Here is a 14902-nt window from a genome sequence, read left to right on the forward strand (position 1 = left end):
GGTCAGGCTCCCGCGCCCTGTTCAGCCCCCACCAGGGCGACATGGCGATAGCCAGCTGAGCGCAGGACGTTCATCGCGTCCATGATCGCTTCGTAGGTCACGCTCTTGTCCGCGCGCAGGAACACGCGCTGTTCCCGGTCCCCCGAAGTGGCACGCGTGATCGCCTCACCCAGCGCAGCGGCCGAGACCACCGTCTCGCCCACGCGCATCTCGCCGCTCTGGCGCAGTGTCAGGTAGACGGGAACCTCGGGTTTGGGCGCGGGCGCCGCAGTGGAGGAGGGCAGGTCGACCTTGACGTCGACGGTCGCAAGCGGCGCGGCCACCATGAAGATGATGAGCAGCACCAGCATGACGTCGATGAACGGCGTCACGTTGATGTCGTGGTTGACCGGCAGGTCCTCGCCGCCGTCGGAGAGCTGGATCGCCATGGCGCCTCAGCCTTCCTTGGCGAGCGGAATGGCCTGCCCGCGGCTGAGGTCGCGCGAGACGAGACGCAGGATGGCGGCCGCGCTGTCGGAGACGAGCGCCTTGTGCGCGGCGATCTGGCGCGCGAAGTGGTTGTAGATGACGACGGCGGGGATCGCCGCGACAAGGCCGATGGCAGTCGCCAGCAGGGCCTCGGCGATACCGGGCGCGACAACGGCGAGGTTCGTGGTCTGCTTCTCGGCAATCCCGATGAAGCTGTTCATGATACCCCAGACCGTTCCGAACAGGCCGACAAAGGGAGCGGTCGCGCCGATCGTGGCGAGCACGTTGACGCCGCGGGTCATACGCCGGGTCACCAGCGCTTCGTGACGCTGGAAACGGGAGACGACACGCTCCTTGATGCCTTCAGGATCGGAAAGCGCATCACTGGAGAGGCGCAGTTCGGCGAGGGCCTCGCGCACCAGCGGCGTAAAGGCAAGGTTGCCGTCGAGCGCGGCGTCGCGCAGCGAGCGCAGCGAGACGAGCTGGTCATGCACCTGTTTCTCGGCGGCGTTGGCCTTGCGCAGTTCCATGAGCTTGGCGACGAAGATCGTCCAGGTCGCAAGCGAGGCGAGGCCCAGCCCGATCATGACGACTTTGACGAGCCAGTCGGCCTGCCAGAACATGGCGCCGACCGAGAGATTCTCGGGAAGGGCGACGGCCGCGGCGTGGGCCGGGCTGGTCGCGAGCAGTGCAGCAATCATGGCAGGCACCCCAAGCCTCTTGCCAGTGATCATCGTATGTCCCCCTGATGTTCCGAGCGTTGCCCGGAGATGTCTGCTGTATGTTGTTGCGAGCCATTCGCATGGGTTGCGAAGGTTTGCAAGAGTTTTGCAAGAGATTCGCATTAGCGGACTTTGGGGCACGTCGCTTCTCCGCTGGGAAGTGCCGGAAAGCCTTGGAAAATGCTCGCAGGACGGGGCGGGTCGTGACCTGGAACCAATCGCGCCTGCCTGCGTTCTGGAAGGCACGTCACAGGGGCTTGCAACTTATCGACACAATTCGTTCCGGGTATCGGACGGACCGTTGTGCGCGCCTCTGTATCGAAATGGGCGAATCGCCTAGAATTAGCGCTTGTCAGGGCGAATCAGTTGTGATTCTATCGAGTTTATGAGGACCATGCGGGGCGATACTACCATCGTGCGAAAGCGACTTGTGCAGGGGCTGCCCGTAGCAGCGCTTCTGCTCATGGGCGCCTTTGCCGTGGCTGGGCCTAGCGGTCTGCTCGCCTGGGGGGAGAACCAGCGTGTGCTCGAACAGCGCCGGACGAGCCTTGCGGACTTGCAGGACAAGCGTGACCGCTTGCGCAATCGGGTGAACCTGCTCGCACCGGATCACGTCGATCCCGATCTTGCCGGCGAATTGCTGCGCAGCAATCTCAATGTCGCCCGTCCCGATGAAAAGGTTCTCCTGCTTCCCTGAATCGCGCCCTCCCGTGCGTCCCGGAAAACGGCGACTATGCACTTTTTTGCAAGGCTAGTTGCGCCGAATGGTACAAAAAGTGCTTTGAATCGGCCTCGATTCAGGGTTGGAACGCTTCCCGTATCCAAGCGATCTCCCTATATCGCGTGGACGAAGCCATCCTTACCCCAGGGGGAGCAGCATTGCCCAAAACAAAGACTGACGCCGCGTCCGGCACGACCGATACGCCGGTAACGCCAGCCACCCAAGACGACTTCGATCTCGGCAGCCTCCAGCAGGCCCTCGAAGGCGACAAGCGCTACAAGGCGGACAAGGAAGAGCTGCTCAAGCTCTATGAGCAGATGCTGCTCATCCGGCGTTTCGAAGAGAAGGCGGGCCAGCTCTACGGTCTCGGCCTGATCGGTGGCTTCTGCCACCTCTACATCGGCCAGGAAGCCGTTGCCGTGGGCCTGCAGTCCGCGCTCGACGGCGACAAGGACTCGGTCATCACCGGCTACCGTGACCACGGCCACATGCTTGCCTACGGCATCGACCCCAAGGTCATCATGGCCGAGCTCACCGGACGTGCCGCGGGCATCTCCAAGGGCAAGGGCGGCTCGATGCACATGTTCAGTGTCGAGCACAAGTTCTACGGCGGTCACGGTATCGTCGGCGCGCAGGTGCCGCTGGGTGCGGGCCTCGCCTTCGCGCACAAGTACAACGAAGACGGCGGCGTTGCCATGTCCTACTTCGGCGATGGTGCCGCAAACCAGGGCCAGGTCTACGAGGCCTTCAACATGGCCGCGCTGTGGAAGCTTCCGATCATCTTCGTGATCGAGAACAACCAGTACGCCATGGGTACCGCGGTCAACCGCTCCTCGGCCGAGACCCACTTCTATCGCCGCGGCAGCGCGTTCCGCATCCCGGGCATGCAGGTCGATGGCATGGATGTCCTCGAAGTGCGCAAGGCCGCCGAGATCGCGCTCGAATACGTGCGCGCCGGCAATGGCCCCGTGCTCATGGAGCTGAACACCTACCGCTACCGTGGTCACTCGATGTCCGATCCCGCCAAGTATCGCAGCCGCGAGGAAGTGCAGGGCGTTCGCGACAAGCGTGACCCGATCGAACATGCCAAGGCCGAACTGGTCGAACTGGGCATGTCCGAAGATACGCTCAAGGACCTCGACAAGACCGTGCGCAAGCAGATCTCCGAAGCGGCCGATTTCGCCGAAAGCTCGCCCGAACCCGAAATGTCCGAACTCTATACTGACGTGCTGGTGGAGCGCTACTGATGGCGATTGAACTGAAGATGCCCGCGCTCTCGCCGACGATGGAAGAGGGCAAGCTTGCCAAGTGGCTGGTCAAGGAAGGCGACGAAGTGTCCTCGGGCACGATCCTCGCCGAAATCGAGACCGACAAGGCGACGATGGAATTCGAATCCATCGATGAAGGTACCGTCGGCAAGATCCTCGTCGAGGAAGGCACCGAAGGCGTGAAGGTCGGCACGGTCATCGCCATGCTGGCCGGCGAAGGCGAAGACGCTTCCTCCATTGAAGCGCCCGCCGAGCCCAAGGTCGAAGCGCAGCAGGTCAAGTCGGACGTCATCCAGGACGTTTCGGCCACCAGCGGCACCGCCAAGCTCGCGACCGAGGAAAAGCCCAAGAAGCGCGATCCCGAAGTGCCCCACGGCACCAACATGAAGACCTCGACCGTGCGCGATGCGCTGCGTGACGCGATGGCCGAGGAAATGCGCCGCGACGAGCGCGTGTTCGTGATGGGCGAGGAAGTCGCCGAGTACCAGGGCGCCTACAAGGTGACCCAGGGCCTGCTCGACGAATTTGGTCCCAAGCGCGTGATCGACACCCCGATCACCGAATACGGTTTCGCCGGTATCGGCACGGGCGCCGCGATGGGCGGCCTGCGTCCTGTCGTCGAGTTCATGACCTTCAACTTCGCCATGCAGGCGATTGACCACATCATCAACTCGGCCGCCAAGACCAACTACATGTCCGGTGGCCAGATGCGCTGCCCGATCGTGTTCCGTGGCCCCAACGGCGCGGCCTCGCGCGTGGGTGCGCAGCACTCGCAGAACTACGGCCCATGGTACGCCAGCGTTCCCGGTCTCGTGGTCATCGCGCCTTATGACGCCTCGGACGCAAAGGGCCTCCTCAAGGCCGCGATCCGCAGCGAGGACCCGGTGGTCTTCCTCGAGAACGAGCTCGTCTACGGTCGCAACTTCGAGCTGCCCGAGCTTGATGACCATGTCCTGCCGATCGGCAAGGCCCGCATCATGCGCGAAGGTTCGGACGTGACCATCGTCTCGTACTCGATCGGCGTGGGTGTGGCTCTGGAAGCCGCCGAGAAGCTGGCTGAGGAAGGCATCGATGCCGAAGTCCTCGACCTGCGCACGCTGCGTCCGCTCGACAAGGAAGCGGTGCTGGAAAGCCTCGCCAAGACCAACCGCATCGTGGTGGCCGAAGAAGGCTTCCCGGTCTGCTCGATTGCCTCGGAGATCGCCTCGATCTGCATGGAAGAGGGCTTCGACGATCTCGACGCGCCGGTCACCCGCGTGTGCAACGAAGACGTTCCGCTGCCGTACGCCGCGAACCTCGAGCACGCCGCGCTGATCGACACCGACCGCGTCATCGAAGCGGTCAAGAAGGTCTGCTACCGCTGATCGTGACCGCCGCAGTTCGGCTGCGGCGCAAGAATTGAGGAAGGGGCCTGTGACCATGCGGTCGCGGGCCCTTTTTCGTGGCGCTCAGGCGGCGGTGTCGGTGAACTTGTTGCAGGAGGAAACCGGCGCGTGAGCCAGGCCTTCAACCTGGTAGACCTGTGACAGATCCCGGCTCGAGCGCACCGTGTAGGAGGCAATGCTCTCGATCCGGCGTGCGCCCATCAGGGCTTGGGAAATGAGCGGCTGATAGGTGTAGGCGATCTCCACGAAGACGACCGCATCGCCGCTCTGGGCGAGGACCTTGCGGTCGTCCGGTCCGATTCCATTCGAAAGCTCGTCGCCCTCTTCTCCGTAGCTGGACACCATCTTGAGCGTGCCCATGCAACGCTGCCAGTGGATGTACTGCTCGCCGTCCGCATTGACCTCCAGGCTGCTGACGATCACCCGCCCATTCTCGTAGAGATCCATGCCCGATCCGGCCTGGACCTTCGCGCCGAGCAGCAGGTCGTTGATATCGGCCTCGTAGATCTTTCGGTTCTCCAGCGTCGAGATGTCGCCGATGCGTGAGGCGTTGTCCGCGACCTGGACAGCCAGCTGGCCCACGCGCAGCGTCGTCAGCGAGTAGTTGGCAAGTTCGATCCCGGCGAGGCCGGCGCCCAGAAAGAAAGGGAGCACCAGCGCGGTCTCGGTCACCGCTACGCCTGCACGGGCGCCGGGCAGGGCCTTGAGACGGCGCGCGGCCGTGGCGATCATCGGGCAGAGCTGGCGGATCATGGGCAATTCCCGATGCTGGGCGGGGCGTCGTTGGTTTCGTAGGGCTGGTTGCGCAGCACCGTGCGGGCACGCATCGTGAAGGTGTCGCCCATGCCCAGGATCGCGGTGACGGGGAAGGGGCGCGGATAGGTGACCTCCACCTCGTAGAGCACCGCATCGCGGGCGCTGCCCTGGCCGCGCGTGCCCTGGCTCGCGTCCCAGACCCCGTTGCCGTTGGCGTCCTCGAAAGGTTCGCCTTCATTGCACATGCCATCGCCGTTGACGTCGGTGAAGTCCTCCGGCGCGCCGATGTCGGAGAACGAGGCGTAGGCCGTGCGCTCGAAAGTCAGGTCGGCGGCCGGAGCAATCGCATGGACCGCCTCGCGCACCCGCTCGTCGAGTTGGCTTGCGCGGCCCGCCGCGCCTTCGATGGTCGAATCGCGCGCGGCCTTCTGGATCGAGCCTTCGAGCTGTTCGGCGGTGTAGACGTTGTAGCCCAGGTCAAAGAGGCCGAAGATCGTGAGCAGCATGACGGGGGCAACAAGCGCGAACTCCACCGCCGCAACGCCGCGCCGGTCCTGCGCCCAGGCCTGGAAGAGTTCGCGCCGCCTCATTGCACGATCCGGAGGTCGCCCATGGCCTTGGCAATGGCATCAAAGGCATCGTTGAGCTGGTCGGCGTTGTCCGCCTGGAACCAGTGGCCTGGCCCCGCACAGGTCTTGAGCATGTCGGTCATCTCGGTGCCAAAGCCGATCACCCAGACGGTGATGTTCTTCTTCTTCACTTCGCTGCAGGCATAGGAGAAGCGCTTCTCCACGGTCTGCGTCAGCGAGTAGGGCGAGGAGGGCGACCAGCGGCGTTCGCTCAGCGGCTCGATCCCGTAGCTGCCATAGCTGAAGTCATTGGGTGCCGTCTCGCCATCGGTCAGGAAGATCAGGTGGCGCGTCGTCGGGCGCTGGTTCACGTCCGCATTCTCGCTGGCGAAGATCCCGGTGGGGGACAGCAGGCGTCCGCCCCAGATCATGCCGACGTCGTGGTAGGTGCTGCCTTCGGGCCTGAGCGAGTCGACATAGCCCGCGACTTCGCCAGCGGTCATCTCGGCCAGCTTGTGCGCGCGCGAAGGGCAGGCGGTGACGCCGTAATTGTTGGCCTGCATGTAGTTCTCGTCGGTCATGACCGGCTGCTTGGAGAAACTTCCGCCGGTCGCCGACCAGGCGCGCTCGAAGGAGATCTCGTGCAGGATCGGGCGCCACTGCGTGCCAGGCTGGGTGGCCTCGGGGACCCGGTCGATGTCGAGATCGAGCGCCTTGGTCAGATCGACGTTGTCATAATCGGTGATCTGGTAGGTATCGCGTTCTTCAATACAGCCGCGAAAGCCAGCCGACATGTTCTGGGGCGTGGGCGAGGGACTTCCGTACATGCGCACGCGAAGCGCGCCGCCCTTGTAGAGTGCGCTGCCAGACGAACCTTTCAGCGAACGCACGTCAAGCGCGACGCTGTTGTACTGCCACTTGTAGACTTCCTTGGTCTCGACACCATCTTCCTGCTTCAACGTGCGGTAGACATAATCGGTGTAGCGGGTCGGCGTTACGGTGAAGCCGCCATCGGCGGGCGCGCAGGCGTAGGTGTCGCCTTTGACGCGCGTGTCCCACACCTCGTAGCCGGTGCCCGAGCCATAGGCGATCATCTGCCAGGTTGCGGTGTCGCCCGGGCACTCGGTGTCGAACCAGCTTGCGTCCGAGGTGCGTGTGCCGCTGAGCGTCTGGTAGGTGTACTTGTACTTGGGCACGGTTTCGGTCTTGCCAGTGCTCTTGGCGATGCGGCCCTCGTAGCTGGCCGTATCGACCATCCAGTCCGAGCGCAGCAGGTACCCCACGTTGACGTTGGTGGAATAGGGCACGAAGCCATAGCGGATGCGCACGCCCGGCGTCTTGCTGCCTTCCAATTGGGCGTGGAAGTCCTTCACCACGCGGCGCAAGACCGCGATCTTGGGCTCGCTGTCTCCGGCGTTGGTGAGGTCCATCGAGCCTGTGGTGTCGAGCACCATCATCACGTCGGTGTTGGAGTAATTGAGCTTCGCCTCGCAGCGTACGCGAACGGGAATATGCGTTCTCCCGAAGATGCGCATGATGGTGGTGGGCACCGAGGCACTGGCCAGGCCGGAGATTGAGAAGTCGTTCTCCAGCGCCATCTGGAATGTGCGCTCGCGCGAGCCGTAGGCCCCTTCGCCGAAGTTGCCATTGAAGAAGCGGTTGCCGATTACCGAGACTTCGGTGGGAACCGCGCCGGTGGTCACGACCTGTGAGCCCAGCGCCTTGCGCGCGGCGAGCACGCCCGAATCGCAGGCCTGCTGGAGGCGGGTCTCGGACAGGTAGCTGCGACCCATGTCGATCCCTCCGCCGACGAGCGCGAGCAGTGGCGTCACCGCAGCTGCAAAGATCAGGAAGGTGTTGCCGCTGCGCTCACGCGCAAGCCTTCGAAGGCAGGACAGGGCCTGTCGCATGCTATCACCTTGTCCCGGGGGACGCGTCCTATGGTTCATCGGTTGGTAAATGCCTGCTGGGGTAGCTACGACCGAAATACCGCTAAAAACCTTATAAAATGCGGATCAATCGTAGTTAATGTGGATCCCGGCAGTTTCCCGGATCGCCGAATGGTATCGTTTGCAGTGCGCGCAGGTAAGGAATGGCGGAATTGCGCGCCGTGGCGGGGGTCTCGTGCCTGGCCGGTGCGCGCGCAACGCTTGCAAGTGTGGCGACGGAAGTTAAGAGGCGCAGCTGTGTCTGAACAAGAATCCGCCGCCGGACCCGCTCCGCTGAGCCCCGCGCAGATCGAGGAAAGCCTGCTCGCCTCGCTTTCCCCACTGGCCCGTCTTGCGCTGTCCTATGCGCCCCACCGCACCCGCTTGCAGACGCTCGCGCTCTTTGCGCTCGACGCGCGGCTCGCCAACCTGCTGCGCCACTCCTCCGAGCCCATGCTGGCGCAATTGCGGCTCTCGTGGTGGCGCGAGACGCTGGGGCAGGACGCGTCGGCCTGGCCGCAGGGGGAGCCCTTGTTGGCGGCCTTTCGCAGCTGGACGGGCGGACATCACGGCGCGGTGGCGCTCGTCGATGGCTGGGAAGCGCTCACTGCGCCCGCACCGCTGACGCACGGGGCACTGCAATCCATGGCAGACGGCCGCGCGCGGGCCTTTGGCGCCTTCGCCCAGGAAGTCGGCTGCGCAGGCGCCGCAGGGCAGGCCGAAGCCATCGGCCGCGCCTGGGGGCTGAGCGATCTCGCCGTCCGGCTGAGCAAGGAGGAGGAGCGCGCCGCGGTCGAACGCCTCCTGGCCAACAACGGCGCGACGACGCGTGGCCGCGTGCCGCGCGCGCTGCGCCCGCTCAAGGTCCTCGAGGTGCTTTCGGCACGGCGTCATGCCAAGGGCAGCGAAGAGGCGGCCCGTTCGCCCGGCGCCTTGATGCGCGCCATCGGGGTCGGACTGCTCGGTCGCTAGTTGTAGTGAACAATCTGTAATTTTACGTAGAGGGGGATTTCCGCCACTCTTGGTTCTACGCGAAGGGGGGTGGAGATGAGCCGCGTCGTGCTGGGAGCTTTCGGGGCCCTGTGTCTCGTCGCGCTTGGCCTGTTCTGGATGCAGGGACGCGCTCTTGTGGAGAGCGCCGCGCCGCCGCCCGATGTCATTCCCACGCTGGGGAGCGGGGATGACGATGCGCTACCGTCCTATGCGGCGGACGATCTGGAACTTCTGGTGGGGCCTGCGCCGCCCGAGGCGGACGAACTCTCGCGCGAGCAGCGCCGCTTCGGACGCTATGACCGCGACAGCGATGGCCGCATCTCGCGCAACGAGATGCTCTCGACGCGGACGTCGGCGTTCCGCAAGCTCGACACGGATGGCAACAACCTCCTCACCTTCGAGGAGTGGGCCGTCACCACGGTCGACAAGTTCGAGTACGCCGATGTGGATGGGAACGACTGGCTGACGCCTGAAGAGTTCGCGCGGACGGCTCCGCCACGCCGCAAGCCCAAGCCGAAACCCAAGTGCGCCTGCGATTGAGGTCGTGCTTCTGTCCAGCGCTTGACGGGAACTGTCGGGCGCTGGACAGGATTTGAGAGGGCGTCAGGCCGCCGGGGTGAGACCGGCGATCCAGGGGCCGATTTCTTCCTTGGCGCGCGCGGTGTAGGCCTCCTTGCGCTGCTTCTTGGAGACCTCGTGGAGCGGTGGGAAGAGGCCGAAGTTCACGTTCATGGGCTGGAAGCTCTCGGCCTCCGCGTCGCCGGTGATGTGCGAGAGCAGGGCACCCATGGCGGTGGTCGCGGGCGGGGCCTGCCAGGTGCGTCCGGTCAGTTCGGCCGCCGTCATCAGTCCGGCCATGAGGCCCACCGCAGAACTCTCCACATAGCCCTCGCAGCCGGTGATCTGCCCGGCAAAGCGCACGTGCGGCGCGGTCTTGAGGCGCAGCTGGCGGTCGAGCAGGACAGGCGAATTGAGGAAGGTGTTGCGGTGCAGGCCGCCCAGGCGCGCGAACTCCGCGTTCTCCAGGCCCGGAATGGTGCGGAACAGGCGCACCTGTTCGGCATGCTTGAGCTTGGTCTGGAAGCCGACCATGTTCCACAGCGTGCCCAGCTTGTTGTCCTGGCGCAGCTGGACAACGGCGTAAGGCCAGCGGCCGTTGGGATGTTCAGGGGTCGCCCAGTGCGGATTGTCGAGGCCAACCGGCTTCATCGGCCCGAAGCGCAGTGTCTCCACCCCGCGTTCAGCCATGACCTCGATCGGCATGCAGCCGTCGAAGTAGGGGGTGTTGGCTTCCCAGTCCTTGAACACGGTCTTCTCGCCATCGACCAGGCCCTGGTGGAAGGCGATGTACTGCTCCTTGGTCATGGGGCAGTTGATGTAGTCCTTGGTGCCGCCGCCGACCTTGGAGGGCTTGTCCCAGCGCGAGGCCATCCAGCAGATGTCCATGTCGATGCTGTCGCGGTAGACAATGGGTGCGATGGCGTCGAAGAAGGCCAGGCTGTCCGCACCGGTCGCCGCGCCGATGCTGCCAGCCAGCGCCTCGGCGGTGAGCGGACCGGTCGCGACAATGGTCGTGCCTTCGGTGGGAAGCTGGTCGACGCGCTCGCGCACGATCTCGACGTTGTCCAGCGCGGACAGACGCTTCTCGACTTCGGCGGAGAACACGTCGCGGTCGACCGCGAGCGCAGAGCCCGCCGGGACCGCAGCGACCTTGGCCGCGCCCATGATCAGCGAATCGCACGCGCGCATTTCATGGTGGAGGAGGCCGACCGCGTTCTTCTCGTCATCGTCCGAGCGGAACGAGTTCGAGCACACCAGTTCGGCGAGGCCATCGGTCTGGTGCGCAGGCGTGCCTTCGCCCGTGCCGCGCATTTCCGAGATGCGGACCTGGAAGCCGCGACGGGCCAGCTGCCAGGCGGCCTCGCTGCCAGCCAGGCCGCCGCCGATGATGTGAACCTTCTGTGTCATGGCTGAGGCGCCTAGCCGTTCTGCTCGCTGGCGGGAAGAGGGGGATTGCTGGGCACGAACCCGATTTGGGGGGATGACTTGCCCGACGGGAACGGACAAACAGGGATATTCAGGCGCTTGCACCCATATACCGATGCGGCGGGGCGCCGATGATGGAGGTTGCAAGACAGATATGCCCCGGCGCGCACTCGTGGAACGACGTCCCTGGCTCCTCACCAGCCTGGCGCTGGCACTCGGACATGCCTGGTTCCTTGTCTCGCGCACCCCGGTTCCGGGTGTCTATTGGATGGCTCTGGAAGCGCTGCCGTTCGCCTTGCTCGCGGTCTATGCGCTGCTGCGCCACAAGGGACGCGATACCCAGCTTCTCGCCGCCATGCTCGGGTTCGAGGCGCTGGCGGGCGCGCTGACAGGCTTCTATCCAGGCTTTGCGCGGATCGTGCTGATGCTGGGCTGGTTTGCCGGGCTCTCATTGTTTCTCAGCCATCGAAGCCACGATCCTGACATCAACAGGCGGATCGGAACGGCCGGGCTTTTCCTGCTGACGCCGCTCCTGTGCTATTTCGCCGCGAGCCGTGTCGGCGTTCCCGTGCCGCTGTTCTATGGCCTTGCACTGGGCGGGCTGGCGGCCTCGGCCTGGATGAGCACCTTTGCGCAAAGCCGCGTCGGGGTAGGCGGTGTTCTCATAGTGGTGGGCGGCGTCCTCCAGATCACGGTGCCCGAATACCTGGCGGGAGAGGCGCCGCAGGCGGTCATCGCCTGGCTCGCGCTCTACTTCGGCAATCTGGTCCTGGCGACAGGCGTCACCGGAGAGCTGCGCCAGCGTGAGGAAATCGCGCGGGTCGATTGGGACGATTTCTAAGGGAAAAAGTAACGTCCGAGGGCCATCGCCCTCGGGCTCCCCATAATGTCGAGCGCACCTCTCGCGGCCAGGTTGGCGCGCGCGAGGTGAGGTTGCTGGTCAGGCCGGAAGAATCAGCTCGCCATCCGGATCGCGTGAAACCGGAGCGTGCGCCATCACGGCCGACATCGGCAGTTCGCCGTAAAGGTGGGGGAACAGCGCGCCGCCGCGCGAGACTTCCCAGCGGATGGCGCCTTCGAGCGTATCGAGATTGACTGCGACAAGGTGCAGATCGTTCTGTCCGGCAAAGTGCTTGACCAGGGTTTCATTCACCTGTCCGGCGTCGGACAGGTGAATATAGCCATCGGCCAGATCGATCGGTGCGCCCGTGAAAGCCTGGTCGCGCAGCAGTGTTTCCATCTGCGGCGCGGTCAGGATCTTGTAGGCGACGCCCGTGGTCGCAGGGCCGCTGTTCATGCCTCGGCGTCGCCTTCGGGCGCTTCACTGTCCGGAGCCGGGGCGTCGGATGCCGGAGCGTCCGTGCCCGCCTCGACGACGATGTCTTCGATTTCTTCTTCGGCGGGTTCATCGAGGCGCACCGCGCCCACGACCTGCTCGCCCTTGGAGACATTGAAGAGGCGCACGCCCGCCGAGCCGCGCCCGATGACGCGCATGGTCTCGAGCGGGAGGCGGATCATCTTGGCCTGGTCGGTGATGAGCATGAGCTGCTGCTCGCGTGTCGCCGGGAAGCTGGCCACCACATCGCCATTGCGGGCGATGTTGTCGATGTTGGTGATGCCCTGGCCGCCACGACCAATCCGGCGGTACTCGTAGGCCGAGGACATCTTGCCGTAGCCGTTGGCACAGACCGTGAGGATGAATTCCTCGCGCTCGGCCAGTTCGGCCTGGCGTTCCTCGGACAGCGAGCATGTGCCTTCGCGCTCACCCTTCCAGGGGGCGAACTTGAGGTACTCGTCACGTTCCTCCGATTCGGTGCCCACGCGGTGCAGGATCGAGAGCGAGATGACCCGGTCGTCGTCCTTGAGGTTCATGCCGCGCACGCCCGTCGAGGTGCGGCTCGAGAACGCGCGGACCTGGTCGCCGGCAAAGCGGATCGCCTTGCCCTTGCGTGTGGCGAGGAGCACGTCGTCGGTATCCGGGTTGAGCAGCGCCACGCCGATCAGGTAGTCATCGCTCGGCGTGCCATCGGCGTTGAGGTCGAACTTGATCGCGTACTTGCCGTTGGAGGGAATGTTCGCGAACAGGTCCATCAGGTTGCGGCGCACGTTGCCCTTCGACGTGGCGAACACGACCGAGAGCTTGCCCCATTCCGCCTCGTCCTCGGGCAGAGCGAGTACGGTCTGGATCGTCTCGTCCTTGTCGAGGGCGGGCAGCATGTTGATGATCGGACGGCCGCGGGTAGTCGGGCCACCTTCGGGCAGCTTGTAGACCTTGAGGCGGTAGACCTTGCCTGCGGTCGAGAAGAACAGCACCGGGTTGTGGGTGGAGGTGACGAACATCGTCGCAACGGCATCCTCCTCCTTCGTCGCCATGCCAGCGCGGCCCTTGCCGCCACGCGCCTGGGCCCGGAAGGTCGAGAGCGGGGTGCGCTTGATGTAGCCGTCCATGGTGACGGTCACGACCATGTCCTCGCGTTCGATCAGGTCCTCGTCGTCGATACCGTCGAAGGCAGCGGTGATCTCGGACATGCGCGGAGTCGCGTAAGCGTCGCGCACGGCCTTCAGTTCGTCGCGCATGACGCCGTAGAGTTTCACGCGGTCGGCGAGGATCGAGAGGTATTCCTCGATCGCGGTGGCCAGTTCCTTGAGCTCGTCCCCGATCTCGTCGCGGCCGAGCGCCGTGAGACGGTGCAGGCGCAGGTCGAGGATCGCGCGGACCTGGACTTCGGACAGGCGGTAGACACCGTCCGATTCCTCGGCGTTGGGCTCGATCGCCTCGACGAGACGGATGTAGGGCGCGATGTCGCCAATCGGCCATTCGCGCGTGAGCAGCTTGGCGCGGGCATCGGCCGGGTTGGACGAGCCGCGGATGATCTTGACCACTTCATCGAGGTTCGAGACCGCAACGACCAGGCCGAGCAAGATGTGCGCGCGGTCGCGCGCCTTGTTCAGCTCGTACTTGGTGCGGCGAGTGATGACCTCTTCGCGGAAATGGATGAAGGCCTGCAGGATGTCGCGCAGGCTCATGATCTCGGGGCGGCCGCCCCGGATCGCGAGCATGTTCGCCGCGAAGTTCGACTGCGCGGGCGTGTTGCGCCAGACCTGGTTGAGGACGACCTCGGGCGAAGCGTCGCGCTTGAGGTCGATGACCACGCGCACGCCTTCGCGGTTCGATTCGTCCCGGATGTCCGAGACGCCTTCGATGCGCTTGTCCTTGGCGGCCTCGGCGATCTTCTCGACCAGGTTGTTCTTGCCGACCTGGTAGGGGATCGAGGTGAGGACGATCGAGCGGCGGTCGCCGCGGCCTTCCTCGATCTCGTGGCGGCAGCGCATCATGATCGAGCCGCGGCCCGTGGTGTAGGCGTTGCGCGCGCCGCTCTTGCCCAGGATCAGCGGGGCAGTCGGGAAGTCGGGCCCCGGGATGATCTCGCACAGCTGTTCGTTGCTGGTGGTCGGATCGTCCATCAACGCGAAGCAGCCGTCGATCACCTCCCCCAGGTTGTGCGGGGGAATGTTGGTGGCCATACCGACCGCGATGCCGCCTGCGCCATTGACGAGCAGGTTGGGGAAGCGGGCGGGAAGGACCGTCGGCTCGCTTTCCGAGCCATCGTAGTTGTCGGCGAAATCGACGGTGTTCTTGTCGATGTCCGAGAGAAGTTCGTTGGCGCTCTTGTCGAGGCGGGCCTCGGTGTAACGCATCGCGGCCGGTGGATCGGGGTCCATCGAGCCGAAGTTGCCCTGACCATCGACCAGCGGCAGGCGCATCGACCAGGGCTGCGTCAGGCGCGCAAGAGCATCGTAAATCGCGCTGTCGCCATGGGGGTGGTATTTACCCATGACGTCACCGACGATGCGGCTCGACTTGCGGTAAGGCTTGCCTGCCACGTAGCCGGCCTCCTGACACGCATAGAGGATGCGCCGGTGCACGGGCTTGAGGCCATCGCGTACGTCGGGAAGCGCGCGGCTCACGATCACGCTCATCGCATAATCGAGATAGCTCGACTTCATCTCATCGACGATGTCGATACGAGCGTATTCGCCGTCAGGGGCGGTCGGGTCGAGGTTTTCGGTCTGGTCGCTCACGCGCTAGTATCGTCTTCTGCCAA

The 14902-nt window shown here is 64.7% G+C and carries 14 protein-coding genes; 6 read left to right on the plus strand and 8 right to left on the minus strand.

Annotation, left to right across the window (positions count from 1 at the left end):
• Positions 1 to 2 precede the first annotated feature (2 nt).
• A complete protein-coding gene (exbD, locus tag LC060_RS19920) occupies positions 3 to 428 on the minus strand; it encodes a TonB system transport protein ExbD (RefSeq protein ID WP_226638455.1) in 426 nt (141 codons plus the stop codon).
• A gap of 6 nt (positions 429 to 434) precedes the next feature.
• Positions 435 to 1169: a tonB-system energizer ExbB gene (gene exbB, locus LC060_RS19925; protein WP_226638524.1), complete on the minus strand. Its 735-nt coding sequence runs from the start codon at positions 1167 to 1169 to the stop codon at positions 435 to 437.
• A gap of 406 nt (positions 1170 to 1575) precedes the next feature.
• Between exbB and LC060_RS19930 the strand changes: the two genes are divergently transcribed.
• The 3 genes from LC060_RS19930 (at position 1576) to LC060_RS19940 (ending at position 4543) form a co-directional block, all read left to right on the plus strand.
• Positions 1576 to 1887 (plus strand): FtsB family cell division protein, encoded by a 312-nt coding sequence (locus tag LC060_RS19930; protein ID WP_226638456.1) that lies wholly within the window; start codon positions 1576 to 1578, stop codon positions 1885 to 1887.
• A gap of 182 nt (positions 1888 to 2069) precedes the next feature.
• Positions 2070 to 3158, plus strand: coding sequence for a pyruvate dehydrogenase (acetyl-transferring) E1 component subunit alpha (gene pdhA / locus LC060_RS19935; protein WP_226638457.1), 1089 nt, complete (start codon positions 2070 to 2072; stop codon positions 3156 to 3158).
• Entirely contained in the window at positions 3158 to 4543 is a 1386-nt protein-coding gene (locus LC060_RS19940) for a pyruvate dehydrogenase complex E1 component subunit beta (RefSeq protein ID WP_039393437.1), read from the plus strand. Before pdhA ends, LC060_RS19940 begins: the two co-directional genes overlap by 1 nt.
• A gap of 84 nt (positions 4544 to 4627) precedes the next feature.
• Here LC060_RS19940 and LC060_RS19945 read toward each other — a convergent pair whose 3' ends face one another.
• The 3 genes from LC060_RS19945 to LC060_RS19955 are packed head-to-tail and all read right to left on the minus strand — an operon-like array spanning position 4628 to position 7799.
• Complete coding sequence (locus tag LC060_RS19945) at positions 4628 to 5317, minus strand: TadE/TadG family type IV pilus assembly protein (RefSeq protein WP_226638458.1); 690 nt, start codon at positions 5315 to 5317, stop codon at positions 4628 to 4630.
• Positions 5314 to 5910, minus strand: coding sequence for a TadE/TadG family type IV pilus assembly protein (locus tag LC060_RS19950; protein WP_226638459.1), 597 nt, complete (start codon positions 5908 to 5910; stop codon positions 5314 to 5316). Before LC060_RS19950 ends, LC060_RS19945 begins: the two co-directional genes overlap by 4 nt.
• The gene (locus tag LC060_RS19955; RefSeq protein ID WP_226638460.1) at positions 5907 to 7799 is read right to left on the minus strand and encodes a Tad domain-containing protein; all 1893 of its coding nucleotides are present in this window, start codon (positions 7797 to 7799) and stop codon (positions 5907 to 5909) included. Before LC060_RS19955 ends, LC060_RS19950 begins: the two co-directional genes overlap by 4 nt.
• 276 nt (positions 7800 to 8075) lie before the next feature.
• On the opposite strand from LC060_RS19955, the gene LC060_RS19960 reads away from it, so the two are divergent.
• Both LC060_RS19960 and LC060_RS19965 read left to right on the plus strand, forming a co-directional pair.
• Positions 8076 to 8789, plus strand: coding sequence for a hypothetical protein (locus LC060_RS19960; RefSeq protein ID WP_226638461.1), 714 nt, complete (start codon positions 8076 to 8078; stop codon positions 8787 to 8789).
• A gap of 75 nt (positions 8790 to 8864) precedes the next feature.
• A complete protein-coding gene (locus tag LC060_RS19965; protein WP_226638462.1) occupies positions 8865 to 9350 on the plus strand; it encodes a hypothetical protein in 486 nt (161 codons plus the stop codon).
• A 63-nt stretch (positions 9351 to 9413) separates the two neighbouring features.
• Here the strand turns inward: LC060_RS19965 and trmFO are convergent, their stop codons facing one another.
• On the minus strand, positions 9414 to 10778 hold the full coding sequence (trmFO, locus tag LC060_RS19970; protein WP_226638463.1) for a methylenetetrahydrofolate--tRNA-(uracil(54)-C(5))-methyltransferase (FADH(2)-oxidizing) TrmFO: 1365 nt from the start codon (positions 10776 to 10778) through the stop codon (positions 9414 to 9416).
• A 172-nt stretch (positions 10779 to 10950) separates the two neighbouring features.
• Here trmFO and LC060_RS19975 point away from each other — a divergent pair, with 172 nt between their 5' ends.
• On the plus strand, positions 10951 to 11637 hold the full coding sequence (locus LC060_RS19975) for a hypothetical protein (protein WP_226638464.1): 687 nt from the start codon (positions 10951 to 10953) through the stop codon (positions 11635 to 11637).
• A gap of 99 nt (positions 11638 to 11736) precedes the next feature.
• Here LC060_RS19975 and LC060_RS19980 read toward each other — a convergent pair whose 3' ends face one another.
• Together LC060_RS19980 and gyrA are read right to left on the minus strand one after the other, a co-directional pair.
• The gene (locus tag LC060_RS19980) at positions 11737 to 12093 is read right to left on the minus strand and encodes a DUF952 domain-containing protein (protein WP_226638465.1); all 357 of its coding nucleotides are present in this window, start codon (positions 12091 to 12093) and stop codon (positions 11737 to 11739) included.
• A complete protein-coding gene (gyrA, locus tag LC060_RS19985; protein WP_413465145.1) occupies positions 12090 to 14804 on the minus strand; it encodes a DNA gyrase subunit A in 2715 nt (904 codons plus the stop codon). The genes LC060_RS19980 and gyrA overlap by 4 nt, the downstream gene beginning before the upstream one ends.
• Between the last annotated feature and the right edge of the window lie 98 nt (positions 14805 to 14902).

The organism is Novosphingobium profundi (assembly GCF_020524485.1).
GTDB classification, from domain to species: domain Bacteria; phylum Pseudomonadota; class Alphaproteobacteria; order Sphingomonadales; family Sphingomonadaceae; genus Novosphingobium; species Novosphingobium profundi_A.

What these genes read in the sequence shown, in the direction of transcription:
- LC060_RS19965 (WP_226638462.1), top strand. Translation starts at nt 8,865, where the DNA reads ATGAGCCGCGTCGTGCTGGGAGCTTTCGGGGCCCTGTGTCTCGTCGCG.
- gyrA (WP_413465145.1), bottom strand. Translation starts at nt 14,804, where the DNA reads ATGAAGTCGAGCTATCTCGATTATGCGATGAGCGTGATCGTGAGCCGC.
- LC060_RS19945 (WP_226638458.1), bottom strand. Translation starts at nt 5,317, where the DNA reads ATGATCCGCCAGCTCTGCCCGATGATCGCCACGGCCGCGCGCCGTCTC.
- exbB (WP_226638524.1), bottom strand. Translation starts at nt 1,169, where the DNA reads ATGATTGCTGCACTGCTCGCGACCAGCCCGGCCCACGCCGCGGCCGTC.
- LC060_RS19975 (WP_226638464.1), top strand. Translation starts at nt 10,951, where the DNA reads ATGCCCCGGCGCGCACTCGTGGAACGACGTCCCTGGCTCCTCACCAGC.
- LC060_RS19940 (WP_039393437.1), top strand. Translation starts at nt 3,158, where the DNA reads ATGGCGATTGAACTGAAGATGCCCGCGCTCTCGCCGACGATGGAAGAG.
- LC060_RS19980 (WP_226638465.1), bottom strand. Translation starts at nt 12,093, where the DNA reads ATGAACAGCGGCCCTGCGACCACGGGCGTCGCCTACAAGATCCTGACC.
- LC060_RS19955 (WP_226638460.1), bottom strand. Translation starts at nt 7,799, where the DNA reads ATGCGACAGGCCCTGTCCTGCCTTCGAAGGCTTGCGCGTGAGCGCAGC.
- trmFO (WP_226638463.1), bottom strand. Translation starts at nt 10,778, where the DNA reads ATGACACAGAAGGTTCACATCATCGGCGGCGGCCTGGCTGGCAGCGAG.
- LC060_RS19950 (WP_226638459.1), bottom strand. Translation starts at nt 5,910, where the DNA reads ATGAGGCGGCGCGAACTCTTCCAGGCCTGGGCGCAGGACCGGCGCGGC.
- LC060_RS19930 (WP_226638456.1), top strand. Translation starts at nt 1,576, where the DNA reads ATGAGGACCATGCGGGGCGATACTACCATCGTGCGAAAGCGACTTGTG.
- exbD (WP_226638455.1), bottom strand. Translation starts at nt 428, where the DNA reads ATGGCGATCCAGCTCTCCGACGGCGGCGAGGACCTGCCGGTCAACCAC.